Source organism: Paraburkholderia ginsengiterrae (genome assembly GCF_001645125.1).
GTDB classification, from domain to species: Bacteria; Pseudomonadota; Gammaproteobacteria; order Burkholderiales; family Burkholderiaceae; genus Paraburkholderia; species Paraburkholderia ginsengiterrae.
In genome coordinates, this window is record NZ_LXKA01000342.1 from 13,653 (window position 1) to 37,314 (window position 23,662).

Genomic DNA, 23,662 nt, shown 5'->3' on the forward strand with positions numbered 1-23,662 from the left:
TTTATTGAAAGGAGAACAGCAGGGGCCTTAGGTGCACGTCACGACCCACTGGGCGAATGCCGTGAGCGCAGGGAGAATCGTGCCGGGTGCTACCTGCACATTGTCAGACTTGTGCAGCTGCCATTGGCTGTTCAACAGGTATGTAGGTAGTTTTATATAGAAAAAACGCACCTACAAACAAACAGGAGAAACCTGAATCCTTGTATATCAATAGGTTAGGGCCTATAGGGTGAGATTTGATGTACCCAAGGTGAGAGAAAATGTACCTCTCGGGTGAGAACTAGGTGACCCGGAGGGGAGATTCACGCGACGGGAAGGTGAGACGAGCTATTGATTCAGGATGCGTGGTGAGAGTTCTTGGCACCGCACCTGTGGATAAGCGACTGAAATCCAGTTCCGACAAGGGTTTAGTTGAAACGGGCTCGCGCCAGAGGTGAGAGTTGTTGTACGGAGGGTGAGAGATGTTGTACCCCAGGCCGGGCGAGCTGCAAAGGTGAGACGTTTCCATTGACATCTCACCTTTATGTGCTTAGAGTCTGCTGAAATTTTCAGGTAAAGAATAGCTGCATATTTCAGGGAACGGGCATGGCCAGCAGCGTCGATCGCAGAGTAACTCCGCTTCAGTATGCGCTTGACCTTTTCGTCGAAATGGCGCCGGCGCATAGGTCTATCAATGAGGCCGTCTCCGACAAGGATATCGGCTATCAAAAGAACCGGGTCTTTGCTCGCATCATCGGATTAGGTTTGTCCGCTCGACGCTTTGTAGATGCCGCCTACTTCATCGTGGCTCAGGACCCTGAAGTCCAGGACGCCTACGATGTGACGCTCGGCTTTTTCAAATGGTTGATGCGCTACGATAGCAAGAACAAGAAGCACTTTTCCAGTGTCATCCGTAGCGTCAAATCATCCATGCTCGAAGTCACTAGCGCGCCGGTCGTGGCGGTCGATTCGGCGGGACGGATGATAGACGAATCCGTTGAGAACAAGGCTGACGAAGAGGGTGGTCTCGATGAAGATGACGCTGACCTGGTGGTAGACAATGAAGACGGGGACTGGCTTGAGCTAATAGGGCGAGTTAGTGTCAGAAATGGTCGAATCCGATTCAGGGTGCCAGTAGAACTGCAACGCCTCATTAAGGACCCTGAAAACTCCTACTGGACAAGCCTCCTTATCACCTCGAGATTTACGCTCATTTACGCGCGGGCCATCTACGACCATGTTTTGCCGTCTGTGCCCAACGCGGTAACGGATTGGCTGCCACTTGACCTCGTTCGAAACTTGCCTGGGAAGTCATGGGCAAACAACGCTGAATTCAAATACTTCAAGCGCGACTACCTCGAGCCAGCCGTGAGCCAAATAAACGAGCTGTCCGACATTGAGCTGTCTTACGAGACTCGCGCAGGGACACCTGGTTCGCGAAAGAAGGACCAGATTCGCTTCAGGCTCAAGCGCAAGGAAGCAGCCGTGGCTTCCAAGGCCGACATGCTTAACTCGGTAGCGCTTTTCATGACACTTCAGAACGAATTCGCGCTGTCCGAAAAACAGTTTGAGCGAATCGCGCAGAACCGGACAGTGTGGACTGATGAGCGCATTCAGCAGGCTATCGACTACACCCGGTGGAGAATCCGGCAGGGCGACAAGATTAAAACGGCCGCGGGGTATTTGATGAAAGCCCTTTCGGACAACTACCGCGTCTCCGAAGCTGATAAGCAGGTTGAGTTGATTCAGGCTCAACTGGTCGAAGCGGCGACGGTTCGGCAGGGGACCAAGTCCGATATCCAAAAAGCGGTCGCGGCCAACCTAGCGGCAGCCAACGCCGCAGCCGAACAGCGTCGATACGAAGAGGTTCGCCTCGCGCGGGAATATTTTGACACAGCAGAGAAGAAGACACGGGAGGACCTTGTCCGCAAGTTTGTCGCGTCGAGCACCATGGGGCTTCGGGCTATTGAACGTCAAATGCTCAAACCGGCTCAGGTCACGGAGGCCAACATCCTGACCTTGCCGGATATCGCCAATACGTTTGGCTCCTTTGTTGCCGGCGAACTTAGAAAAGCCGCGCGCGCGCATCACAAGTAGAAGGGTGGCGTTACCGACGGCTGCGGTCCGCGGGAACGGTCTCATGAACGCTCGACAGGGATAAACGATGAATAAGCAGAAACTAGTTGATACGGTCGTTGCCGTGAAGGGTGAAAGCAAGACGGCTACTGGCGAGGCGATCGACGCGCTTATTGGCGCGGTGACTACTGCGGTGGCAGGGCGCGAAACCGTGCAACTGATCGGTTTCGATTCGTTCTCGAGTGGTGAGCGTACCCCACGCGTGCGCCGTAGCTTGGCAACCGGCAAAGCAATCCATATTCCAACGGCGAAGTTCACGGCCGGCAAGGTGTTCAGGGAGGCGGTGAACCCGTCATGACGAAGTCGGACATCGCGGCAGCCGTTTATGCGGGCCTACAACGTGAAATTGCTGATGTGGTGGAGTCCACGCGCGATGCGGCGGTTCGCAGTGTCAACGCGTTGATGACGGCCACCTATTGGGAGATTGGCCGGCGCATCGTCGAGTTCGAGCAGGGCGGGGAGGGGCGGGCCGCTTACGGCGAAGCACTGATAAAACGACTCGGCGCCGATCTCTCCCAGCGGTTCGGGCGAGGCTTCGGGTGGCGCAACCTTTCGCAGATGCGGGCGTTTTATCTGAGCAGGCCGGCGGAGCAGATTTTGCAGACGCTGTCTGCAAAATCCCCATCCCCCAAAATTGTCCCGACACTGTCTGCAATTTCTGCCGGACGACACCTGTCCGAATCACCCGCGCGGAACTCTGCTGACTTGACCACCGTGGCACAGGCGTTTCCCTTGCCTTGGTCAGCCTACGTGCGCCTGCTGTCGCTCAGGAATCCCGCGGCCCGCAGCTTCTACGAAGCCGAAGCCCTGCGCTGCGGCTGGTCAGTGCGGCAGCTCGACCGGCAGATCGGCAGCCAGTTCTACGAGCGCGTCGCCCTCTCGCACAACAAGGCGGCGATGCTGCGGAAGGCCGGGCAGTCCGACGCTGACGACGCACCAACGCCTGAGCAGGCCATTCGGGATCCGTTCGTGCTGGAGTTTCTCGATCTCAAGGACGAGTACTCCGAGTCCGACCTCGAAGACGGCCTGATCCGTCATTTGACTGACTTCCTGCTGGAGCTTGGCGACGACTTCGCCTTTCTCGGCCGGCAGCGACGGTTGCGGATTGACGACGCATGGTTCAGGGTGGATCTGCTGTTCTTTCACCGGCGACTCAGATGTCTCGTGGTGATCGACCTGAAGGTTGGCCGATTCAGCTATGCGGACGCCGGACAGATGCACCTCTATCTGAACTACGCACGTGAACACTGGATGAAGCCTGGTGAAAATCCGCCAGTAGGTCTGATTCTGTGTGCGGAGAAGGGCGCTGCCGAAGCGCACTATGCGCTCGACAACTTGTCGAACAAAATTCTCGCAGCGGAGTACCAGACCGTGCTGCCGGACGAGAAACTGATCGCGCATGAACTGGAGCGTACGCGGGCCGAACTGGACAGGCGTAGCGTCGAATCCGAACGACCACCTCAAGTCGACTGAGCCCGCGAGACGACGCCGCAAAAGTAGCTCAAGTTGATTCTTTCAACGCAGATTCTCGGTAGTGGGCTGTACTTTGCGGGTAAGACAGACCTATCTTTTGTTTTAGCCGCGAGGGTGCCCTAAAGGATTCTTGAAGCCATGTGATATGCGCGACGGGTCTCAGTACACGCACATCATCACGGGCGCGCAAATGTTCGACGTATTGAGGCTTAACAAAACGGCGTAAAGAACACGCATTTCACGCCAACACTCAGACGGCAGGTGCGCATGTACCGATTCGAAGATTACGACCTCATCATCGACGCGCGCAGCGAACGCGAATACGCCGTGGATCACATCCCAGGGGCAATCAACCTACCCGTGGTCGGCAATGACGAATACGCTGAGGTCGGCACCCTGCATCGTACTGACAAAATGCAGGCATATCTGATCGGCGTGTCCTATTCGTTGAAAAACATTTCGCGTCATCTTGATACCGTAATTGCGGGCCGTCCGCGTCATGGAAGGGTACTTGTCTATTGCTTTCGCGGTGGCAAGCGCAGTCGCCTTTGGTTCGATGCTCTCGATACGATCGGTTATAAGGTGGACCGTCTGCCTGGCGGCTGGAAGGGCTATCGACGTTGGGTAAACGAACAACTGGCAACGCGGCCGCGGGAGTTCTCGTATGTGGTCCTGTCCGGCTCGACTGGTTCTGGAAAGACTCGCTTGCTCAATCAACTCGAAGCCGCCGGCGCGCAAGTGTTGAATCTGGAGGCGCTCGCATCACATCGGGGCTCAGTCATCGGTGCGATACCTGGTACGCCGCAGCCGACGCAGAAATACTTTGATAGCCTGCTGCTACAGAAGCTTTGTACCCTCTCGCCCAGTCGCCCGGTGTGGGTTGAAGCAGAGAGCAAAAAGATTGGAAACGTGCAGTTACCGCCAGCGCTGCTCGAAACGATGCATACGAAGGGTAAGCCTGTCTGCGTGACAACGCCGATGACCCAGCGAGTCATATTGTGGCGAGAGGACTATCATCATTTCGAGCAAGATCCGGACGCCTTTGTATCGAAGCTCGCCCCTCTACGGAGCCATGTCGGAGGCAAAGAGTTTGAGGTGTGGCAAGAAATGGCCAGATCACGGCAAATACCCGAGTTGTTCGAGCGAGTCATGGTCGCGCACTACGATCCTGCTTATGCGCGTTCGACAAGGCGCAGTTATCCCTCACTTGCAGATGCACCAGTCATTGACTTGCAGGATCTGTCGCCAGACAGTCTCCGCGTCGTGGCACTTGCGCTCATTCAGCGCTTCGGCTAAACGGCTGTTATCTAAAGTTCGTTCAAACGGTTTCATCGCCAATCACCCTCGCGATACGGGTGGGATAGGGCATATTTTCCACATCATCTATGCAATAAACATAGGTATCCAGAGAAATTTCCTGCTTGTAGCAGTAGGTACCTTTCTGTGTGTTTCCGTTTGTAACTGAATTGGTGGATGGGAAGGTAGGGCGAGTATGGTCATATCTTATGAATTGAATTGATCTAATCGGGACAGATTGACTGATTGGGATTGCTTCAAAATATGGCCACAACGATCGAAGACCGCATGATCTTGCTCCTGAATGAGCAGGCACACCTCGCGCCAAGTGAAGACAACAAGCCGAATGGAGAACATCGTAGGTCGTCCGGTTCCCTGCTCCTGCGGCCTGACCCTGGCCGGGGCTACATGGGGCGGCTGGCGGCGTACACCCGTATTTCCATTCAGCGCTGGCGTAAGGTGTTTCATCGCCGACAACGACCCACGCCGGACATGATCGAGGCGCTGGCGCGTCTTTTCCCACACTATGCTTTCTGGCTTATCACAGGCATTACAGACGCGGTCAATGGCCATGTTGCGCCGGATAACGCACAAACGTTTCCGGAGCGCCTGTATGCGCAGTCAGATGGCGCATCCCAGTATTTCCGCAAATCGCTGATTCTATTTCGCCGACTGTTCGAGGAGTCGGGCGTCAATCTGGAAGATGACCATCAGCGCATGTATGCAGCGCAGCGCACCAGGCCGCTAGCTCATTGGCACGACAGCCCGCTTGTCGATGCGGCTTACCGGATCTCTCAATCGACAGAGTACTACGAGCTGCGTGAGATCTGGACGTCCCGCGAGAAGTACAGAGTCGATGACCTGAAACGCATTTGGCCAACATCGTCTGACGATCGGCCGTGGGTTCAGCATGCCAAAGATGCAAAGGAACAGAGCCCTTCGTTTCCGGTACTGGGGGGGGATCTCCGCACAGCGCACCAGGCACACTGCGACCTTTACTACGTCCCGCGATTGCCCTGTCCAACGCGCTTCGCATTGAGCGTTCTAAATACATTGCCGGCTGAGTTAGCTTGCGACGAGTTGGAGCACCTGCGAACCTGGCTGAAGAGACTGCGGGACGATGACCTGTCTGTGTTCTTTCAGTATCTCGAGCATCACGGCATCGACCGAAAGCTAATTTTTCCGTCGGAGTCTGGGACCATACGATTCGCGTGGCTCGGCATGGCCGAGTCTGAGATAGACCGGTTCGTCAATTACGTGCGAAGCCTGCGTTCGAGTCGACCGCGCGATTCGTATCCAGCTCGGACGGGCGGAAGGCTGGCGTCGCAGCCAGGTGCATGAGGTGGCTCGGTGATTCGCCGAAGTGAAGATGATTTGTTGGATTGGGAGCTATGAGCGACTGTATCAGCATTGTGTGCCCTTCTTGTGGGGCCGATCACGGCGATGATGGATGGGAAGTCTTGCAGGAATACGAAGTCCATCGAATGAGGTGCGAAGTCTGCCGCGCAGAATTTTTCGTTTCGATCTTCGAATGCGAAAGATGTGTGGCAGACAATGTGATTTCGTCTCTGTCTGAGCATGAAGTCAAGGACAGGACGTGTCGTGCGTGTGGATATCGCCCCGAGATCGAAGGCGAGGATTATGAAGAACCTTGTCTATGAGCGTGCCGTTAGCGCCGATGTCGAGAAGGTAGGCATTCGTCTCTATCAGGTGCCACGCGGTTTCATTGCGGAAAGGTATCTGATTCAGGGAGACGAACTGATGCTGGTTCAGATTTTGCCGGTTTCATCAAAAAGCGAGTTTGAAAAGTTCGCGCTTTCGGACCCACATCATTCGGTGATGCGGGCAATTTATATTGAAGTGCGAAACATTGTCTGGGCGGATGGCGTTGATGAAGTAATCTAGACGGATCGATCGTAATGGAACTCAGCTTTGATGCCGTTATAAACGCAGCGGATGAATTGGAATTGATACCGCTTGTTAGGGACGCAATTCGATCGAAGGGCGCCGAATGGTTTGTGTTCGTTTCGTTGCATCCTACCGATCATTCAGCCAGTCGCTCCACCCATCGATTCTTGATCGGTTGTCGTCCCGAATGGTGTCAACTGTATAACGCGAACAGATGGTACCTGACGGACCCGTGTCTCGACTACGTGCGATCGAATACGGCGCCAGTTCTGGGCTCGGAGTTACCAGTCCGGACTGCTGGGCAAAAACGGATGCTTGAGGTGGCCGCGGAACACGGATTTCTCAGCACATTCCTCATTCCTGCGCACGCTAGCGAGAAAGGGCGGATTGGAGCTCTTTACCTTGGCTCGAGCACGAAGCGTGAGGAAGGCGAACCGAAACTAAGGGAGGGGAGGGCGTTTTTCCGGGCCTTGGCACTGGAGCTTCTCGATTGGTCATCGCGAGCAGTGCGAGAAGATGCGATTAGAAAGTGCGGCCTTTCGCAACAGGACGTGCAGTTGATTGGCTTCGTGCGATCTGGCTTCAACGCAGGCGCAATCGCCGACGAGCTGAAGGTGTCTTCGACGACTGTCTACCGGCAGTTCCAACGGATCAACGAAAAGATTGGGGTATCGCACATTACCGCGGCGGTCCGGTTTGCGGAAGAAAATGACATCTTTGCGCAACAGTAAAGGCGGCTTCTGGTTGTCGACGCTATTACCTGCGACCGCGACGACATTGTTCTGTTACCGGCATCCCTGGCTTTATTTGATGCTCCTGGTTACGGTGGTCCCCGCCGCCGACGCGCTTATCGGCCAGGATGTGGCGGGCACAAACCGGATGCCGAGCCACGCGCCGAGCGGACCCGCAGTTCCGGTCACTTACATTTTCGTGTCGGGCGCCGCGGTGCTTGTTGCCCTTGGAAAAGCGATGAGCGCGAGGCCGTTGGAGTTTGCTGGACTGATGATTGCGTCCGGGGTGGTAAGTGCTTTTGCGATGGCGCACATTCATGAGGCAATGCACAGGGGCGGGCGTCGGTTTAGATTAATCTCCGACGTAGCCCTAGCAGTCGCTGGATACCCTCACTACCGAGTCGTACATCAACTCCATCACGGACACGTCGGCGATCCGCGATTTGGCTCAACGGCCCATGTCGGCCTGTCGGTTTGGTGTCACGTCGGCCGCTCCTTCTTCTCGGCGCTGAGATCCGCTATCGCTTACGAGCTAGGTCAGATCCGCAGTTGGAGGGAAAGCCGGCTCCTGCAGATCATCCCGATCAGCGTTGGGGTAGTGACTCTTTTCGCGTGGACCGGTGGCTGGCGTGGAGTCGTCTTCTACGTCGGGCAGGGCGTAGTCTCCGTATTTGTCGTGGAGGCGGTTGGCTACTTCCAGCACTATGGCTTGTCCGGTAGTCCTGATGAATTGGGTAACCAGGTTGCGTGGGATATCAACTTCTGGTTGTCCAACCGGCTATTCGTAAATAACGGGCTTCACACCCACCACCATCTGGACCAGACGCGTACCTATGATCACCTGGTTCACGCCGGGAGAGAGCTTCCTGGTGGCTATCTGCACATGTTCGGCTTGGCGTTAATTCCACCGCTCTGGTTCTCGGTCATGAACCCCAAGCTGCCAAAGGCAAGCGACTAGCATAAAACTCCGGCCACCGCAAGACTAAGTGGCTCTCTTGAATTCGTCACATCAACTGTTGGAAAGTGTCACTACGGCGTTGTCTTGGTAGTGCGCTTGCGTGCGGCAAGAACGAGCATGCGTTCCGCGAACATTGTTATCTCGTCTGGCGTCATGAGCTCGGCGAGAGACATTGTAGTAACGGTTTCGCGCAATTCGTCAACGCCGGTGCCTTCTGGGACGCTGAGTTGGGGGTAGGTCGACTCTAAACGAGCGACCAGCTCAGCGTTGAGTGGGCGCTGATTCTTCGTGGCGGATTCCTTCAACTGGTGGTACAGGGGCCACGGTAGCCGGAATTGTGAGCGGTAGCTGTCTTTCATAGTGACATTTGACACTATGGCGGCGCTGGAATATAGTGACACCGTGTCACTATATGGTAGTGACTGCAAAGCACTAGAGGAGAGGGAATGGGTGACATCGTTCGCTCGCAGTGTCGACTCCCCCGAGAGCTAAATGAGTGGCTCATCGATCGGGCAAAGCAGGAGGCGCGATCGAAAAACGCGCAGTTGGTTGTTGAGCTTCGTACTCGGCGGGCCGAACTGGAAGATGAGGCGGTCTGCAAGGGATACGCGTCGGATGCGCCACCGGCGCCGCCAACGTCGCGACAGGAGGAGGTGTCAGAAGGAGATTAAATTGGTTCGCGTCGCGATCCGGCCAGGATGTCCATTGCAGCCGGAGAGCGATATGAGCGGTTGATGCCGGTGCTACCAACACTGACATCAACCTGACCATTTCGTAACCCCGTGAGGACTAACTATGGCTACCGCCATTATAGGCACGGTCACGCTCGCCCCTGCAATTCAGCACTTCTTGCTCCGCAAGATACGCTCGCTGGCGCGTTCGCAAACAAGATTGGCGGCCACGCTGGCCCTGTTGTTCGTTGCTGCAGTGTTCCCCGAATACGCTTACGCGATGGATTACAGCACCTTCACAGGATTGGCACGTGATTTCGTCAGCTGGCTTTTCATCGATGCCGGCCCCTACCTTTTCATGGCCATTCTCGGAGTCTGCACGCTGGGTGTGCCGAAGGGCTGGGTTCCGATGAAGTCGGCTGTTATCGCGGTGATCGTGTCATTTGTCTTCTTCGCCATCCCTGCGATCGTTCGCTATGCCGCGACAACTGGCGCATCGCAGATCTGAGGTGAGGTCATGCGTGAAGTTCACGAAATTCCGAAGGGCATGGTGCAGCCGTGGATGATATGGGGTTGTCTGGCCGAACTGTTTCTCGGCTCATTCGTTTTGCCCGCAGCTATCTTCATGTTCATCAAATGGTGGCCGGTGATGCTCGCCGTGCCCTTCCTGGTCATTGGCTCCTATTTGATTACCGCGAAGGACATGTTCGCGTTTTCGGTCGCATACCAGAGTTTTGGGGCGACAGCGAAGCCACGTAGCCTCAAGTACTGGGGCGGAGCGAAGACCTATGCGCCTCAGTGACTTTCTTGATCGGCATTTCGGCGCATCGCCATTCATTCAGCGGAGCGAGGCAGACAAAGACGATGCGGCCGATCTGCACGCATCGCGCGAACTTCCGTTCGGGCTGAACGCGTACTACAACAGCCATACGTTGCGCACGCTTGACAGCGGACTGGTGCAGATTGTGCGTCTGCAGGGGCTCTACGCTGAAATGCTGGATGACATTGGCGTCGATGTGTACAAGCATCAACGGAACACCGCGCTCGAGTCCATTGCTGACAGCAACGTGGGCATCTACGTGTACGAGATCCGGCGCGAGGCCAACCGGTGGCCCGCCGGCAAGTATTCGAACTGGTTTCCGAATCTTCTCAATGAAAAGCTGAAGGCGCGTTTCCAGACGCGGTCGCTGTATCAGCACGAAATCTACATTGCCATCGTGCGCTACCGGCACTACAGCGGGGTAGTGGGGCGGCTCGATCGCGTATTCAATGCGTTCAATCCTTCTGGCGCCAACGACAAGCTTGAAACGGAGTCGCGTCAGGCGCGTGACCTTGAAGATAAGGTCAATTCGCTGATGAAATCGCTGGCGCACTACGCGCCTCGCCGGCTGGGCCGCGTCGAAACGGAAATCGGACCTTGTTGTGAAATGGCGCGTTTCCTGCGCTATCTGCTCACGCAGGAAGACGGCCCCGTGCTGGCTGACTCGTACAACCTAGCCCAGGCGATCGCGAGTTCGTATCTGCATTTCGGCCGAAACCCGATCCTAGGGAAAGACGTTTTTGAGGTCAACGGGCTTAACCATCGCCGGATCGGACAGGTGCTCGCCATGTCGCGCTGGCCCGATGGCGCGGTCGCCGGGATGGCAGACCGGTTCCAGCGGCTGCACGCCGAACTGATCGTTACGCAGAAGTTTTTCCCAATCGACAAGCTTGACGCCAGCATGGCGACGTCGACAAGTGAGGCCCGGCTGTCGCACGACCGGACGACTGCCGGCATGTCGGCGGAAATTACCGCTCTGCGCATGCGGCAGGCCGCCAACAAGGCCGTGCTCGGCACACATCACATAAGCGTCCTCGTTCATGTGCCGGTAGAAGGGCGCTCGCAGGATGCTGCGGTCAAGGCGCTCGAGGCGCTGGATGATGCCGTCGGAAAAACAGGCGAGTGCTTCAAGAGCTGGGGTGTGAAGCCTGTTGTTGAGACGACCGGAATGGAGCGCGCCGTTTGGTCTCAGATACCGGGCGCCACGAAGCGGCACAACGGCCGGGTAGGCAAGGTCGAGACGATCCAGTTTGCGGCCTTTGCATCGCTGCACAGCTTTCCACAGGGACGCTTCGACGGGAACCTTTGGGGGGAATGCCTCATGGTTCTGCCAACGGAAGGTCAGACCGGCTACTACCTCAACCTGCATGAAGAGCGTGCGGGGATGGTGCCCGCACACGGCAATTTTGGGGCGAGAACGGGGGTGGGCAAGACGTTGTTTGTCGCAATGGTCACCAGCCAGGCCGATAAGTTCGAGCCCCGGGTGCACTGGTTCGACCGGGAGAACGGGAGCACCGTGTTCATGCAGGCCATGGGCGGCGCAGACATCGTACTCAGCCTGTCACGGTCCCTTGGCAATCCCTGCAAGATTCCCGACACGGAACAGAATCGGGCGATGCTGCGCGAGCTGCTGCAGATGATGGCGACGTGTTACGGCTATGTGCTCACCGTCGACGACATCGAACGCATTGCAACAGCGGTCAACGACAACTTCGATGACAGCAAGACCCGGTTCGAGGACCGTCGCCTGCGCAACCTTGCGTGGCGTTTCGGAGGGAAGAATTCGGATCTGTATCGGGCGATTGCCGTGTGGCACGGCGATGGCGCGAATGCGGCGGTTTTCGACAACGAATATGACACGCTCGATGTGGCAACACACCGTCACTACCGTTATGAGATGCGGGAGCTGATGAAGGACAAGGAAGCGAAGCCGGAGCTTCCTGTCCTGCTCAACTATCTGACGCATCGTATCGAACAATCGCTCGATGGATCACCCTCAATCATCGTTTGGGATGAAGCCCAGATGCTGATCCGCAACCCGTTCTGGCAACAGAAGATCGAAACATATCGAGAGACATTCCGCCGGCGCAACTGCGCGACGCTCTTCATTACGCCAGAGCCTAGCGCTCTCTATAGACCAGTGGCGGCCGTCAAGAATCAGGCTGTAACGAGCTTTTATTTCGCCAACGACAAGGCGGATCGACGGGACTACATCGATAACCTGGACTTTTCGCAGAGCGAGTTCGAGTTTATCGAACGCGCGGTGCCGGAGGACTACAAGGTGCTCATCAAGAAAGGCAGTGGAGTCAGTGTGCGCGCCTCGTTTGATATGTCGGACATGCCTGAGCTCGTGGCAGTGCTGTCGTCGAATGACAAGTCGGTTGAGTTGATGAATCGTGTTCGGGCCGACTTGGGCACAACAGACCCGAGCCGGTGGGTCCCGGTGTTCATGGCGCGCGCGCTATCTGAACGGACGCACAACGTTTGACTTGAGGCGTGGGGTGAACCTGTGATCGGACAGATTGCAATCGGTGTACTTGGTGCCGCGAGCGTTTTCCTGTCGCAGGACCGACGCGAACACTGGCGGAGGTGGGCCTGCATCTGTGGGCTTGCAGGGCAACCGTTCTGGTTCTGGATGGCGTGGGAATCGCAGCAGTACGGCGTGCTCGCGCTGTGTTTTGTGTATGCGTGGTCGTGGGCGCGAGGCTTCAGGGTGTACTGGATGGCCAGCCAGGAGCGGCGGCATGCAGTTCACGCTCGGTGAAATAGAAGGGGCAATCCACTTGTGGCGTGTGCGCGCGTCATCGGATGCCGGGTTTGCCGGCAGCGTCGTGGGATGCGCGCTGGCGCGACTTTATGGCGAGACGATCGTTGACCATCGCGTGGTGGCGGATAACGAACTCGACGACGTGGAGCGCGATGCTTTGCGGGTCTTCGTCCGGATGTCAACCGTGCAACAGGAAGCGGAGGTGCAGAAATGAAAGGTATATCCGTAGCGGCCATCGCAACGATGGTCATGTCGACGACAGTTTTCGCAACGGGCGTCCCGGTCGGCGACGCCGGGACGTGGACAGCGCTGGCCGCACAACTCGCCCAGCTCAAGCAGGAATACGACACGCTCAAGCAGCAATACGGCGCGGTAACCGGGTCGTACGCGCGGGGTGGGCAGGGGCTGACCGATGCAATCGACGCGTCGTCCATCGTGCCCGGTAGCTGGCAGGACGTTGTATCGCAGCAGAAGAGCGGCATCTACGGAAGCCGGCAGGCGACGTATGAAAAGGTGATGAACACGATGTCACCCGATGACTTCGCTGACAAGGGCGAGGGCGCGAACTACAAGATGAGTACCGACTCGGTTCGGTCTGCACTGGCCGGCGGTGAGTCGCTGTACGACGAGGCGCAAACGCACCTGCGTAACTTCCAGAACCTGTCGCAGCAGGTCGACACGACGCAGAACGTCAAGGATGCAGCCGATCTGCAGAACCGCATGTCGGCCGAGCTGGGCATGGCGCAGTCCGCGCAAACGAAATTACAGGCCATCAATGCGAATCTGACCGCCAATCAGGTGAATGAAAGTAATCAGGCGACGGCGGCTCGCACGAAGTTTTTTCAGAACGTATCGAAGTGAGGATCGAAATGCGACGCATCGCTTTTTACCTTCTGATCACCGGGGCCACGTGTCTCGCCGGTTGCGCGCATTCCGGCGCGATATCGAAATCGCCGTGCGCGTGCGATTTTCATCCAATCGGCCGTCAGGTGTAACGCGTGCACCGTGGGCCTGCCGGCGCACGGGTGATTGAACTTGGAGACAGGCATATGACGTGGACAGGCAAACTCACCTGGTTCCTTCTCGCGGTCGCAGTGGTTGGATGCGGCGGCTTGATCGTTTACGTCGTGCATACCGGTGGCACAGGTGGCAGCACCATCGAACCCCCTGCGCAGACTGTGCCGGCGTTCGAGCCGAAGACCGAAGCGTATTACCTCGCGCATCAGGGCGAGATGAAACAACGACTGGCTGAATGCAAGAACCACGGTATCGGAGTCGGCACCGACACGCCGGAAGCAAGGGATTGCACGGCGGCAGCCGCAGCGCTTAACGATAGGTTCTTTGGCGCGAGCAAGTGACATGGCCGATCCGGTAGATCAATTCATTCAGACGCTGTTCGACAGCATCCCCTCGCGGACGGAAGCGTTTCTGTCGACCAACTACCCGGTGCTGGGGCACGCGGTCACGCAACCTGCGCTGTACCTCGCGATGATCTGGGTGGCGGTGAAGGTGATGCGGGTTCATTCCGGGCGCGATCCGGCGGACGTATGGCCTTTGGTGAGGATGCTGCTCACGATCATGTTCGTGTTTGCAGCATTAAACTGGGGCGGTCTGGCCGGACAGATCTTTCACTCATTCCAGGAGCTGCGCGACGACACCGTAAGTTCCCTGATGGGCGGGCAGTCGATGACGCAATATCTGGAGAACGACTACAACAAGTTTTCAGACGCATCGGGCCAGATGATGAAGCAGTCCATGCTCAATATCGGCATCGTTCTTCTTGGATTGGCGTTGCAGATCGTCAACTCAGCAATGGTCCTGATCGCCCTGGTCCTGAAGGTTGGGTCAGACATGGGCTTTGCGGTCACGATGCTGCTCTTCCCTTTGTTTGTCCCGACGTTGATGTGGAACAGCACGCGCGGATTCGGCATGAGCTGGTTCGCAGCGATGGCGAAGTTCGCGCTGGTCGGAATCCTGCTCGGTGTCATCGTGAAGTTCAGCTTTGATATCACCGACCAGTTTGTCTCGAAGATGGATCCCAATGCGATGACGGCGAAGGATGCCTTCGCTGCAATCATCATCGCCGGGGCAATCGCACTGTTCATGGCCTTTACCATTCGTCCCCTGGCGTCCGCTCTGACATCGAGCGGCGCCGCGGGCAGCGGTATGGCGGACATGATCGGCGGCTTCATGATGTCCCAGATCATGTCGAAGTTCTCCGGTGGGCGAGGTGGCGCTGGCGCAAATCCGGGTGCGGCGACTGCACTGACCAGTATCAGCAACACACAGACTGCTCACGGCAACCAGCTTGCGCGAACTGAGAGGGCGTTGTCCTCGGGTGGCGCTATGAACACTTCCGGCATGTCGAGCCCATCGGGCGCCGGGCAACCGGGCGGCCCAGGCGGCAGAACGCCTTCGAGTGGCGCATCTGATGGAGGTCAATGGTGAGCGCGATTGTCCAGAAATCATCCACCGTACCACAGGCGTCAGTGCCTGACGTACCGCCAGCCGAATCCTATGAAGCGATTCGCCTGTCCCGGAATCGCGCATATCTGCTTGCGTTGGTAGCGTGGCCGATCGCAGGCCTTGCGCTGGCTTCGATGGCCTACGACAAGGCTAATCAGGAATATGTACCACCCGTGGTGCTGACCCTTGACAGAAACAACCACGTCGCAAAAAGCGAGATCGGCACACCTGCGATGCTCAGTTCGAAAGATGCCGTGATCGAGAGCGAGCTTGCCCGTTACGTGACGGAACGCTACACGCTTGATCGCGCGTTTCGCCAGGACCACATTGATTACGTCAGGCTGCATTCCGCATCGAACGTGGCGGACCGCTTCAACCACGAGATGGACGCGAAGAACAGAGACAACCCGTACTACAGCATCGCCGAGACGACGGTGCGCCGGGTCAGGGATGTTCGCGTACGGATTCTCGACCGGGACGACCACAAAGCCGAAGCAACCTTCGCGACCTACAACGACGGGAACGGCGACAACAAGACGATCTACTGGCATGTGCTGTTCCGATACGAATTCGTGAAGCAGGCGTTGACACCGCAGAACCGCTACATCAACGGGACGGGCTTCATGGTGACCGGCTTCGAGCCGAACACCGAGCCGGGTGCGCCGGCCCCATCCGGAGGTTGAGATGCGAACAGTCAGGAGCGCCTTGACGGCAGTGGTAGTAGCAATGGCGCTGTCGGGCGTGGCTCACGCAGTAATAGCTGCTGATCCTGTCCTGCGGGGTACGGAAGGCACTGTACAGCGCTTGCCGTACGTGCCGGACCAGATCTATGACCTGACGGTTGCTGACAGAACCTTGTTGGCGATTGACTTCCCGACCGGCGAGCACATCAAGGCCGTCGCGCAGAGCACGGCACCGGTCTTTCATGTTCAACGAACGGGCGACACGCTGCAGGTGACGGCCGACAAGCCGGGCGAAACGATGGGGCTGAATGTCACGACGACGCGCGGCACGTATCACCTCCAGATAGCGTCGATTGCCGATGCGTTGACGGCCGCGCATATCGTTCATTTCGTGACGCCGTCGGCGTACTAAGCAGGAGAGGGAGCGACATGAAAACTGTTCGCCACGGCATGCTGGCATGGTCAGTGGGTATTGCGTGCGCCGTTACGGGTGCGAACGCACAAGCGGCCAAAAATCCGCGCTGCGTGATCACGGACAACAGGGTATGCCAGCTCCAGTTTGACCCGAATCAGGTCTATGAAATCACCGGCGTCTATGGGTATGCGACGACGATCGAGTTCGCGCCAGGGGAAAAGATCCTCAACAAGGCGATCGGCGATTCAATCGGCTGGCAGGTCCTGAAGTTTCGCAATCATCTCGTGCTCAAGCCGGTCGAGCCTGATGCGAGAACCAATCTGACGGTCACGACCAGCAACCACGTTTATTACTTCCGCCTGTCCAGTTCGAAGAACCCGGAACGCGCGACCTATGCGGTACGCTTCCTGTATCCGGCTGATGGAAGCGATGGGTGGGGCGATGATTCGGGTGGCGTCTCTGACGCATCGTATTCGCAGCCCCGCATGGTCAACAGAAATTATCAGGTGTCGGGTGACGAAAATTCGTTCGGCCTGCAGCGCGTTTTTGACGACGGGCAGTTCACTTACTTTCTGACCTCGATCGGGAAGCCCAAGCCGAGCATTTACGTCGTCGACCGGGACGGCACCGAGGCACTTGCGCCCATGCGCAGGGAAGGGCCATATCTGGTGATCGAGCAGATGGCTGACCGCTTTACGCTGCGCGACGGCGATCGCACCTTGTGCGTGACCCGGTCGCAACAGGGTGCGGCGACGCAGGCGCAGCGCTCACCCTGGGGAGGCGGAAATTGAATACGCCTGATAACCCGAATGATCTGCCTCGAGACAGCGGGCAGCCAGGGGGCGAGCCGGCCGATGCAGGCGACAGCCTGAACGAGCGCCGGCGCGCAGCTGATGCGCTAAGGCAGACGTCGCTCGCGGCCGATACTGCCCGCGGCCGGCGTCAAACCTTTTTCACGGTCGCCGGCGCGATTCTGTTCTTGTTGTGTGCCGGTGGGTTCTACGGGATGAAGCATGACGCGCCGGCGCCATCGAGCAGTTCCGATAAGCCGAAGATCGACGAAGACACGACGAAGGCCGCGCCGCTGGATGCTGGCCGGCAGAAACTTCCGGCGTCGATGGCGGCAGCTGCGTCGGCACCAGCGGCAAGTTCTGGCGTCGATCCGGACGAAGCGCGACGGGCTGCGGAGCGTCAACGTCAGGCGGCCGCAGCAGCTGAGCAGGCACGCAGAAAAACCGAGGCAATGCACGAGGCGCGGATCAAGTCGGGTCTGTTTGGTTCAGACACGGGGGGCGATGGTTCGGACGATGCAGGTGCCGCTTCCGCTGATGCACAGCAGGGTGGGGCAGGCCTGGGCCGCCGCACTGGCGGTGACGGCCCAAATGATACGAATTCGGCCTTCGCGCGCAGTGTTTCGAGCGCCGACGACTCCACGTCCAAGGCGCAAAAGATCGACAACCTGCAGTGCAAGATGGAGCCGGGGGCAATCCTCGAGGGCCATTTGGTGCCGCGCATTATCTCGGACCTGCCTGGTTCCATCACGATCATGCTGGATCGGGATGCTTATGGGGAGCAGGGCAGGATTGTGCTGCTGCCGTGGGGCACGCGCATTACAGGCAAACCGAATTCGTCTGTGCGCAAGGGGCAGGAACGAACCTTCATCGCGAGCGCCGTCGCCTTGCGTCCGGATGGCGCCAAGATCCCTGTCACCTCACCGGTTGCCGATCAGCTCGGATCGGCGGGCATCGATGCCGAAGTTGATAACCACGTTGGGCAGATCCTCGGCATGATCGCGGCGCTGTCGCTGCTCGGTGCTGGCTCATCGACCTACGGTGTGTCGTCGTCAGACCAGAACAACTCGATGGCGATGTACCGCGCGGGTGTGCAGCAGTCGATGGCGCAGTCTTCGCAGCAGCTGCTGGGTGGCTACGTCAACATCCCGCCAACACTCAAAAACGACCAGGGCACGCGCGTGCGCATTCAGGTCGAGCACGAACTGGACTTCTCCGACTACTGCAAATCGGGCGACGGGGAGGAATGGTGACAACGGATATCTCGCACGTTCAATGCGAAGTCGCCGTCGGCGAACTGCGCCGCCAGCTGGACGACGCGGTTGCCGACGCGTTGCAGGCACAGATATTGAGGGACTTCGCCCGGGATGACGGACGGTATCTGATGCTCGCGCAGGCAAAGCTTAAGGCCGTTGCCCGCCAGTGTTTTGATGCGCAGGTTTGCCTCGATCGTCCGTTCGTGCAGCAGGCTGGCGCGGTCGCTCGCGCCGAGCGCATCCGGGGGCGCTGACATGTCGATCGTTCCGGCATTCTTCAACCGCACCGAGTCCATCCGGCCGCTCTTCGATGACGCTGATGTCTCGGAGATTGCGGTGAATGGTCCAGGTGTCGTATGGGCCGGACGGAAGGGCGTGCGCTTCATGGAGCGAGTGGTTACGCCGGTATTGACCGAAAGTACGTTGCGGGACTTTGCCGAACTGGTGGCGCATCACTCGGACCAGGAGACAGATGCGAGGCGCCCGCTTCTCGCGGCCTCGATCCCTTCGGAACTGACCGGGCCGCGGAACCGCGATTTTCGGATCCAGGTTGTTCAACCGCCAGCAGTGCCACCGGGAACGATCGCGATTGCAATCCGCAAACCGTCAACGCTTGATCTCACGATGCAGTACTACGAGGAGAGCAGGGCCTTTGATCGGGTCAATGAACCGTTGGCAGACTCGGAAGACACCGACAAGAAACTGGCGTCGCTGTATGGGGATCGTGCGTGGCCAGCTTTCCTGCGACTCGCCGTCAAGGCGAAAAAGAACATCGTTGTGAGTGCACCGACTTTTGCCGGCAAGACGGAGTTCATCAACATGCTTCTGAAAGAGATCTCGCCGGCTGAGCGGATCGTGACGATTGAAGACGCGCGCGAGCTGCGGCCGCCGCAGGCCAATACGGTGAACCTGCTGTATTCGCGAGGGAATCAGGGTACGGCAAACGTGACGGCAGTTGAACTGATGGAAGCGTCGTTGCGGTTGTCGCCTGATCGCGTGATCCCAGGCGAACTGCGCGGCGCGGAAGCATACGTCGCGCTCGAAATGCTTAATTCCGGCCACGGTGGCTGGATGACGACGCTGCACGCAACCAGTCCAGAACACATGTTCGAACGTCTGGCGCAGATGGTCATGCGCTTCGGTTCGACCTTGCAGCGCCCCGAGATTATCGACTATGCCCGCAGTCTCATCGATGTCGTGGTGCAGATGCATCGCTATGACGATGGGGTGCGGGGAATCAGCAAGGTGCTCTATGTCCCGCATTAAATTGCCCTTCGCGCCTCTGGTGCTGACTCTGATGCTGCTTTCCGCCCAAGCGTCACAAACGGATTTGCAGGTCGCACCCCCACCGGTTGCATCCTACTTTGTCTCGCTGGCCCAGGAGTGCGCCCCTGACGTTCATCCCGCGCTGTTGGGGCGCGTGACGACAGTTGAGAGCAGCGGCAATCCGTTCGCGATCGGCGTCGTCGGTGGCCATCTTGCGCGACAGCCAAAGAACCTTCCGGAAGCGCTGGCCACCGTCAAGGTGCTCGACGCCGGCGGCTGGAACTACAGCATGGGACTGGTGCAGGTCAACGTACACAATTTGGCGCCTTACGGACAGACCACAGAGGGCATTTTCGAACCCTGCGCGAACCTCACGACCGGTGCCGCGATTCTTAAAACGTGCTACGCCCGCGCGAAACCGCAGTTTGCGCAGGCTGATGACGCGGTACGCGCGACGCTCTCCTGCTATTACAGCGGAGATCTGACTCGAGGCGCCGCTTATGCCCAAAAGGTGGCGGCTGCCGTCCCGGCGTCAGGGGTGCAGGGGGCGCAGCCGATCGAGGTTGTTCCAGACGTTCGCCCTGCAGGTGCGCCTGCACGACGCGCGGCAGCACGGCCGGACCGCGCTGCAAAGTCTGCGGCCAAAGACGACTGGTTCACGACCTATGGGGACGACGACGAAGACGGTCAGGTCAACGGCGAGGTGAGCGATACGCGCAAGGCAGTGCGGGCAACCGGAGCCGTTGATGATCAGTAACGGGTACCGACTGCTCGCTGCGGCCCTTGTGCTGGACTGCTATGCCGTCACGGCGGCCGTGGCGGCGTCGCAATGGTGGCATCACCTGCCTGGGGCCGGTGGACAGTTCGCGGCGCTTATGGTGCCGATGTCGTTTTATCTGGTGGCGCAACTGGTGCGGGAGGGCGGTGTCTGGGCCTTGCTGCCGCCCACACTTGCCTTGATGTGGTTGGGTTCGCTGGCTGCGTCGCCGTTCTGTTTGTTCGGCCTAGCCGTGCGCAACACGTGGCGTGCCTGGCGATTCATGACTGGTGGACACAGGGCGCTCACCTGGAGAGGGGGTGGGGTATGACGATGAAGAACAGTGGTCGGCTAATGTTGCTCGTATCAGTGCTCGCTTTGGGCGGTCACGCCAATATGGCCCGTGCCGATGACGACTACGGTTGCCGCATTGTGATCTGTCTGGGCAACCCGTCATCGAAAGGTGGGCCGTGGGCACCGGACAGCTGTGGACCGGCAATGGACCACCTGATGAGCGATCTCCGCCACGGGCGTGGTTGGCCGCAGTGTAAGGACTCGGACATGACCGTCCGTCAGAACAACACGCCGTACGACCCGTGCCCTGCTGGCACAGCGGCTGCGGCGGCCGGCGTCTGGGTGGCAGAAGGGCAACGCAAGGCCGGCGCCCATTCGTACAGCGGCATGGAGGGCTTTGCACTGGTCGGAAACCCGAGGCCTTCCGTGGCGGATATCAACAGCGGCTACGAGTATGACGGGCCGCAGGCCTGTGTGGGCAGCAAGGTCGGTGCGTATCAGCTGTATGGCGATCCCTCGGGTGATGCATCGGCTGTGAGCTGGCGAAACGGGCGGGACGGTGGCGGATACGACGGCGATCCAGTCACCGTCACGGTGTATGACCACATCGTCTGGCAACAGCCGCAGTCGCCGAATGCGGTCGACGTGTACGAGGCCGGCCAGTTCCAGACAAGAATTCATTACTAATAGGGCGGCGCCGATGACTTACGCGGCAGCGCATGGCTGGACGTGGGTTGGTCAGTATGAACTGGTTCATCCTACTGGATGGCGAATTGCCAGTTGCATTATTCAGGGTAAGCCTAGACACATTCTCTGGCACGGCGGCGATACGCAGGGCAATTTTCCTGGTGTTGACGTCACCGTGCGCAAAGCACGTCGAGTCATTGGGTCAGGGCCGGTGAGGGTAAAGATGCGCAAACTCCATCGCCCTCTCATATCAGTGGTTGTCACGGCTGCGCTGACGGTCGTTGGCTTTCCCCTCCTGACGTACTCGGACAGTGCCCATGCTGCATGCGTAGCCCCCGACGGTCCCGCGATCGACACGGGTTTTTCACCGGAAGGTTCTGCCGAACGTCTCGTTCTTAAAGCCATCTGCACGGCCCGGCATTCGATTCACCTGTCGGCGTACAGCTTTACGTCGCCGACGATCGTCGAGGCGTTGATAGACGCGCATCGGCGCGGCGTTGACGTTGCAGTGGTGGCCGATCGGAAGAGCAACCTGGTCGAGGATCGCAGTGGCAAAGGCCGCATCGCGCTTGACCTGCTGTCCGGCGCGGGCGTCGGTGTCCGGACGATCGATGTGTATCCGATCCATCACGACAAATTCATGGTGATCGACGGTGAATCGGTCGAGACGGGTAGCTTCAACTACACGATGTCGGCGGCCAGGTACAACAGCGAAAACGCTGTGGTGATGTGGCATGTGCCGGTCGTCGCGCAGGCGTATCAGCAGCACTGGCAAAGCCGGTTTAACCAAGGGCGCCCCTGGGCGGGGCAGGCGTCCAACTGACGGAGGTTTTTATGTTTGAAGACACCGTATTGCGGTTTAGCGACAAGGAGCGTCAGCAACAGCTTGCGGAGCAGGAGCAGGCGCTTGCCCAGCGTCGTGCGAGTCTCGAGGCACGCCAGAAGAATCTCGCATACCGGCAGGACTGGCTTAAAAGGGAGCCTCACGCAGTCGCGCAGGCAGTCGAGCGCGAGGACCAGCAGCGCCGTGAAGACAAACAGCTCGCGACAGATGCGAAAGCGCTCAAGACACGCTTCGGCCTGAAAGATGGTGAGGTGATCGACACCGCCGCGATGCGGGGCGCGCTCGAGCAGGCGTTAGCAGAAAAAGAAGTCGAGCAGGCACAGCGGGCCGAGCAGATTACCGATCGGGCGTCGCTTCTGTCGGGTCTGAACAAGCTGGCGTTGATCGATGCGAGGAAGACGGCCGAGATCCTGCATGCGAACAAGGATCTGAATGTGCCGCGCGAATGGAGTCGTCAGGAAATTGCCGACATGTTCGCGAAGGCGCAGTCGCGCGTCGATGGCAGGGGGGCTACGCGGACGTATCCCAAGACCCTCGATGGTTGGTCGAAGTCGCTAGAAGCTCGGAGCCGCGAACTTGATCTTGCGGAGATCAAGCTCGATGCACAGGAGCAGGCATTACGGGCGCAGGTGCGCCGTGCGATCGAGGGCCCGGAGAAGACCGCGGCGCAGCCTGTCCCGGAGCTCGTGCAGAAGGCCGCAGACCGCTCGGTAGAGGTAGCGGCGGGCAAAGGTGCGGTAGCGGCCGCGAAAGAGAGCGTCAGTATTGATACCTCTCTGGAGACCCTGAAAGATCCGGCCAAATTTGCAGCGACTGTCGATACGGTTGCGAAGACCACGGGGGTTAGTGCTGAACAGGCAAAAGCCACACTCGAAATGTTGCGTGAAACGAAAGAGGCCAACGCCGGCAGGGCGCCGGACGCGATGATGTCTGATAAGGCCGCGATCGATGCTGCGCGCAATGCGTTCTTCTCGCGCGGCAGTGGGAGGAGCACAGCGCCGGTCGAGAAGGTAGCAGAGAGGGCAGCAGCGAAACCGACGGCGCAAAAATCGAATGTCATCGAAATGGGAACTGGCAAGCGAACACCGTCAGCTGCGCCAGTTGAGAACAGCGGCCAGACACTCGAGGCAAAGAAGGCCGTCGATGGGGTTGCTGGTTTCAAGAAACTTGGTCGAAACAAAACGAAGGATGCCGCCGACAGGGGGGCTCCAGATGCCGGCAAGTCGGCTGACGCAGGCAAGACGCAGCAAACGGAAGGCGCCAGCGTCGTGCGTGTAGAGACGAGGCCGCGTAAGAATTTTTCGGAGCTGAATGCGCATGAAAAGCTTGAGCGCCGCGCCGAGTTCTTCGGGAACCTGCGCGAGTCGGCCGGTTTTACACGCGATGGCAAGCAGGCAGTCTCGGAGCGGGCCAGGGAGGCCGTCAGGCCGGGAAAGCAACGTGAAGGGCACGGGATCGGCTGAT

General features: G+C 58.5%; 27 protein-coding genes. 25 read left to right on the forward strand and 2 right to left on the reverse strand.

Features of this window, described 5'->3' with window-relative positions:
• Positions 1–585 precede the first annotated feature (585 nt).
• The 8 genes from A6V37_RS28755 (at position 586) to A6V37_RS28790 (ending at position 8,481) form a co-directional block, all read left to right on the forward strand.
• The gene (locus tag A6V37_RS28755; protein ID WP_064271371.1) at positions 586–2,076 is read left to right on the forward strand and encodes a replication initiation protein; all 1,491 of its coding nucleotides are present in this window, start codon (positions 586–588) and stop codon (positions 2,074–2,076) included.
• A 67-nt stretch (positions 2,077–2,143) separates the two neighbouring features.
• Positions 2,144–2,413 carry an HU family DNA-binding protein gene (locus tag A6V37_RS28760; protein WP_064271374.1) on the forward strand — a complete coding sequence of 90 codons (270 nt, stop codon included), beginning with the start codon at positions 2,144–2,146 and terminating at the stop codon, positions 2,411–2,413.
• Positions 2,410–3,588: a PDDEXK nuclease domain-containing protein gene (locus A6V37_RS28765; RefSeq protein ID WP_064286563.1), complete on the forward strand. Its 1,179-nt coding sequence runs from the start codon at positions 2,410–2,412 to the stop codon at positions 3,586–3,588. Before A6V37_RS28760 ends, A6V37_RS28765 begins: the two co-directional genes overlap by 4 nt.
• Before the next feature lie 267 nt (positions 3,589–3,855).
• The gene (gene mnmH / locus A6V37_RS28770) at positions 3,856–4,884 is read left to right on the forward strand and encodes a tRNA 2-selenouridine(34) synthase MnmH (protein ID WP_064270746.1); all 1,029 of its coding nucleotides are present in this window, start codon (positions 3,856–3,858) and stop codon (positions 4,882–4,884) included.
• Between the two features lie 264 nt (positions 4,885–5,148).
• Positions 5,149–6,225 carry a hypothetical protein gene (locus A6V37_RS28775; protein WP_064270745.1) on the forward strand — a complete coding sequence of 359 codons (1,077 nt, stop codon included), beginning with the start codon at positions 5,149–5,151 and terminating at the stop codon, positions 6,223–6,225.
• A 300-nt stretch (positions 6,226–6,525) separates the two neighbouring features.
• The gene (locus tag A6V37_RS28780; RefSeq protein WP_064270744.1) at positions 6,526–6,789 is read left to right on the forward strand and encodes a hypothetical protein; all 264 of its coding nucleotides are present in this window, start codon (positions 6,526–6,528) and stop codon (positions 6,787–6,789) included.
• A gap of 14 nt (positions 6,790–6,803) precedes the next feature.
• Positions 6,804–7,523 (forward strand): autoinducer binding domain-containing protein, encoded by a 720-nt coding sequence (locus A6V37_RS39550; RefSeq protein WP_075643574.1) that lies wholly within the window; start codon positions 6,804–6,806, stop codon positions 7,521–7,523.
• The gene (locus tag A6V37_RS28790) at positions 7,501–8,481 is read left to right on the forward strand and encodes a fatty acid desaturase (RefSeq protein ID WP_082902860.1); all 981 of its coding nucleotides are present in this window, start codon (positions 7,501–7,503) and stop codon (positions 8,479–8,481) included. Before A6V37_RS39550 ends, A6V37_RS28790 begins: the two co-directional genes overlap by 23 nt.
• A gap of 71 nt (positions 8,482–8,552) precedes the next feature.
• Here A6V37_RS28790 and A6V37_RS28795 read toward each other — a convergent pair whose 3' ends face one another.
• Positions 8,553–8,840, reverse strand: coding sequence for an Arc family DNA-binding protein (locus A6V37_RS28795; protein WP_064270741.1), 288 nt, complete (start codon positions 8,838–8,840; stop codon positions 8,553–8,555).
• A gap of 436 nt (positions 8,841–9,276) precedes the next feature.
• Here A6V37_RS28795 and A6V37_RS28805 point away from each other — a divergent pair, with 436 nt between their 5' ends.
• The 11 genes from A6V37_RS28805 (at position 9,277) to A6V37_RS28855 (ending at position 18,347) form a co-directional block, all read left to right on the forward strand.
• Positions 9,277–9,660: a hypothetical protein gene (locus A6V37_RS28805; RefSeq protein ID WP_064270739.1), complete on the forward strand. Its 384-nt coding sequence runs from the start codon at positions 9,277–9,279 to the stop codon at positions 9,658–9,660.
• 9 nt (positions 9,661–9,669) lie between these two features.
• Positions 9,670–9,954 (forward strand): VirB3 family type IV secretion system protein, encoded by a 285-nt coding sequence (locus A6V37_RS28810; protein ID WP_064270738.1) that lies wholly within the window; start codon positions 9,670–9,672, stop codon positions 9,952–9,954.
• A complete protein-coding gene (locus tag A6V37_RS28815) occupies positions 9,941–12,460 on the forward strand; it encodes a VirB4 family type IV secretion/conjugal transfer ATPase (protein WP_064270737.1) in 2,520 nt (839 codons plus the stop codon). Before A6V37_RS28810 ends, A6V37_RS28815 begins: the two co-directional genes overlap by 14 nt.
• Before the next feature lie 256 nt (positions 12,461–12,716).
• Positions 12,717–12,953 carry a DUF3717 domain-containing protein gene (locus A6V37_RS28820; RefSeq protein ID WP_064270736.1) on the forward strand — a complete coding sequence of 79 codons (237 nt, stop codon included), beginning with the start codon at positions 12,717–12,719 and terminating at the stop codon, positions 12,951–12,953.
• Positions 12,950–13,600 carry a TrbJ/VirB5 family protein gene (locus tag A6V37_RS28825; RefSeq protein ID WP_064270735.1) on the forward strand — a complete coding sequence of 217 codons (651 nt, stop codon included), beginning with the start codon at positions 12,950–12,952 and terminating at the stop codon, positions 13,598–13,600. Before A6V37_RS28820 ends, A6V37_RS28825 begins: the two co-directional genes overlap by 4 nt.
• A 188-nt stretch (positions 13,601–13,788) precedes the next feature.
• Positions 13,789–14,097, forward strand: a complete 309-nt coding sequence (locus tag A6V37_RS28830) for an EexN family lipoprotein (protein WP_064270734.1) — start codon at positions 13,789–13,791, stop codon at positions 14,095–14,097.
• A gap of 1 nt (position 14,098) precedes the next feature.
• Positions 14,099–15,187: a TrbL/VirB6 family protein gene (locus A6V37_RS28835; RefSeq protein WP_064270733.1), complete on the forward strand. Its 1,089-nt coding sequence runs from the start codon at positions 14,099–14,101 to the stop codon at positions 15,185–15,187.
• Positions 15,181–15,888 (forward strand): VirB8 family type IV secretion system protein, encoded by a 708-nt coding sequence (locus A6V37_RS28840; protein ID WP_064270732.1) that lies wholly within the window; start codon positions 15,181–15,183, stop codon positions 15,886–15,888. Before A6V37_RS28835 ends, A6V37_RS28840 begins: the two co-directional genes overlap by 7 nt.
• 1 nt (position 15,889) lies before the next feature.
• The gene (locus A6V37_RS28845) at positions 15,890–16,300 is read left to right on the forward strand and encodes a TrbG/VirB9 family P-type conjugative transfer protein (RefSeq protein WP_082902859.1); all 411 of its coding nucleotides are present in this window, start codon (positions 15,890–15,892) and stop codon (positions 16,298–16,300) included.
• Positions 16,301–16,317: 17 nt separating this feature from the next.
• Complete coding sequence (locus A6V37_RS28850) at positions 16,318–17,094, forward strand: TrbG/VirB9 family P-type conjugative transfer protein (protein WP_064270730.1); 777 nt, start codon at positions 16,318–16,320, stop codon at positions 17,092–17,094.
• Positions 17,091–18,347, forward strand: a complete 1,257-nt coding sequence (locus A6V37_RS28855) for a TraB/TrbI/VirB10 family type IV secretion system protein (RefSeq protein ID WP_064286565.1) — start codon at positions 17,091–17,093, stop codon at positions 18,345–18,347. The genes A6V37_RS28850 and A6V37_RS28855 overlap by 4 nt, the downstream gene beginning before the upstream one ends.
• On the opposite strand, the gene A6V37_RS28860 is transcribed toward A6V37_RS28855, so the two are convergent.
• Positions 18,314–18,631, reverse strand: a complete 318-nt coding sequence (locus tag A6V37_RS28860) for a hypothetical protein (RefSeq protein ID WP_131799928.1) — start codon at positions 18,629–18,631, stop codon at positions 18,314–18,316. The two genes, A6V37_RS28855 and A6V37_RS28860, sit on opposite strands and share 34 nt — an antisense overlap.
• Here A6V37_RS28860 and virB11 point away from each other — a divergent pair.
• The 6 genes from virB11 to A6V37_RS28890 all read left to right on the forward strand — a co-directional run bounded on the left by virB11 (position 18,606) and on the right by A6V37_RS28890 (position 23,661).
• On the forward strand, positions 18,606–19,616 hold the full coding sequence (gene virB11, locus A6V37_RS28865) for a P-type DNA transfer ATPase VirB11 (RefSeq protein ID WP_064270727.1): 1,011 nt from the start codon (positions 18,606–18,608) through the stop codon (positions 19,614–19,616). The two genes, A6V37_RS28860 and virB11, sit on opposite strands and share 26 nt — an antisense overlap.
• Entirely contained in the window at positions 19,603–20,373 is a 771-nt protein-coding gene (locus A6V37_RS28870) for a lytic transglycosylase domain-containing protein (RefSeq protein WP_064270726.1), read from the forward strand. Before virB11 ends, A6V37_RS28870 begins: the two co-directional genes overlap by 14 nt.
• Entirely contained in the window at positions 20,363–20,704 is a 342-nt protein-coding gene (locus tag A6V37_RS28875; RefSeq protein WP_064270725.1) for a hypothetical protein, read from the forward strand. Before A6V37_RS28870 ends, A6V37_RS28875 begins: the two co-directional genes overlap by 11 nt.
• A 230-nt stretch (positions 20,705–20,934) precedes the next feature.
• Entirely contained in the window at positions 20,935–21,354 is a 420-nt protein-coding gene (locus tag A6V37_RS28880) for a hypothetical protein (RefSeq protein WP_064286567.1), read from the forward strand.
• 13 nt (positions 21,355–21,367) lie between these two features.
• The gene (locus A6V37_RS28885; RefSeq protein WP_242665919.1) at positions 21,368–22,177 is read left to right on the forward strand and encodes a phospholipase D family nuclease; all 810 of its coding nucleotides are present in this window, start codon (positions 21,368–21,370) and stop codon (positions 22,175–22,177) included.
• 11 nt (positions 22,178–22,188) lie between these two features.
• Entirely contained in the window at positions 22,189–23,661 is a 1,473-nt protein-coding gene (locus A6V37_RS28890) for a hypothetical protein (RefSeq protein ID WP_064270722.1), read from the forward strand.
• The last annotated feature ends 1 nt before the right edge of the window (position 23,662 follow it).

Bases quoted from the DNA above. Each gene is read 5' to 3' on its own strand.
- A6V37_RS28850 (WP_064270730.1), top strand. From the start codon at position 16,318: ATGAAAACTGTTCGCCACGGCATGCTGGCATGGTCAGTGGGTATTGCG.
- A6V37_RS28835 (WP_064270733.1), top strand. From the start codon at position 14,099: ATGGCCGATCCGGTAGATCAATTCATTCAGACGCTGTTCGACAGCATC.
- A6V37_RS28825 (WP_064270735.1), top strand. From the start codon at position 12,950: ATGAAAGGTATATCCGTAGCGGCCATCGCAACGATGGTCATGTCGACG.
- A6V37_RS28760 (WP_064271374.1), top strand. From the start codon at position 2,144: ATGAATAAGCAGAAACTAGTTGATACGGTCGTTGCCGTGAAGGGTGAA.
- A6V37_RS28870 (WP_064270726.1), top strand. From the start codon at position 19,603: ATGTCCCGCATTAAATTGCCCTTCGCGCCTCTGGTGCTGACTCTGATG.
- A6V37_RS28810 (WP_064270738.1), top strand. From the start codon at position 9,670: ATGCGTGAAGTTCACGAAATTCCGAAGGGCATGGTGCAGCCGTGGATG.
- A6V37_RS28840 (WP_064270732.1), top strand. From the start codon at position 15,181: ATGGTGAGCGCGATTGTCCAGAAATCATCCACCGTACCACAGGCGTCA.
- A6V37_RS28845 (WP_082902859.1), top strand. From the start codon at position 15,890: ATGCGAACAGTCAGGAGCGCCTTGACGGCAGTGGTAGTAGCAATGGCG.
- A6V37_RS28890 (WP_064270722.1), top strand. From the start codon at position 22,189: ATGTTTGAAGACACCGTATTGCGGTTTAGCGACAAGGAGCGTCAGCAA.
- A6V37_RS28790 (WP_082902860.1), top strand. From the start codon at position 7,501: ATGACATCTTTGCGCAACAGTAAAGGCGGCTTCTGGTTGTCGACGCTA.
- A6V37_RS28815 (WP_064270737.1), top strand. From the start codon at position 9,941: ATGCGCCTCAGTGACTTTCTTGATCGGCATTTCGGCGCATCGCCATTC.
- A6V37_RS28830 (WP_064270734.1), top strand. From the start codon at position 13,789: ATGACGTGGACAGGCAAACTCACCTGGTTCCTTCTCGCGGTCGCAGTG.
- A6V37_RS28885 (WP_242665919.1), top strand. From the start codon at position 21,368: ATGACTTACGCGGCAGCGCATGGCTGGACGTGGGTTGGTCAGTATGAA.
- A6V37_RS28805 (WP_064270739.1), top strand. From the start codon at position 9,277: ATGGCTACCGCCATTATAGGCACGGTCACGCTCGCCCCTGCAATTCAG.
- A6V37_RS28775 (WP_064270745.1), top strand. From the start codon at position 5,149: ATGGCCACAACGATCGAAGACCGCATGATCTTGCTCCTGAATGAGCAG.
- A6V37_RS28755 (WP_064271371.1), top strand. From the start codon at position 586: ATGGCCAGCAGCGTCGATCGCAGAGTAACTCCGCTTCAGTATGCGCTT.
- A6V37_RS28780 (WP_064270744.1), top strand. From the start codon at position 6,526: ATGAAGAACCTTGTCTATGAGCGTGCCGTTAGCGCCGATGTCGAGAAG.
- A6V37_RS28765 (WP_064286563.1), top strand. From the start codon at position 2,410: ATGACGAAGTCGGACATCGCGGCAGCCGTTTATGCGGGCCTACAACGT.
- A6V37_RS28795 (WP_064270741.1), bottom strand. From the start codon at position 8,840: ATGAAAGACAGCTACCGCTCACAATTCCGGCTACCGTGGCCCCTGTAC.
- A6V37_RS39550 (WP_075643574.1), top strand. From the start codon at position 6,804: ATGGAACTCAGCTTTGATGCCGTTATAAACGCAGCGGATGAATTGGAA.
- A6V37_RS28880 (WP_064286567.1), top strand. From the start codon at position 20,935: ATGACCGTCCGTCAGAACAACACGCCGTACGACCCGTGCCCTGCTGGC.
- A6V37_RS28820 (WP_064270736.1), top strand. From the start codon at position 12,717: ATGCAGTTCACGCTCGGTGAAATAGAAGGGGCAATCCACTTGTGGCGT.
- A6V37_RS28875 (WP_064270725.1), top strand. From the start codon at position 20,363: ATGATCAGTAACGGGTACCGACTGCTCGCTGCGGCCCTTGTGCTGGAC.
- virB11 (WP_064270727.1), top strand. From the start codon at position 18,606: ATGTCGATCGTTCCGGCATTCTTCAACCGCACCGAGTCCATCCGGCCG.
- mnmH (WP_064270746.1), top strand. From the start codon at position 3,856: ATGTACCGATTCGAAGATTACGACCTCATCATCGACGCGCGCAGCGAA.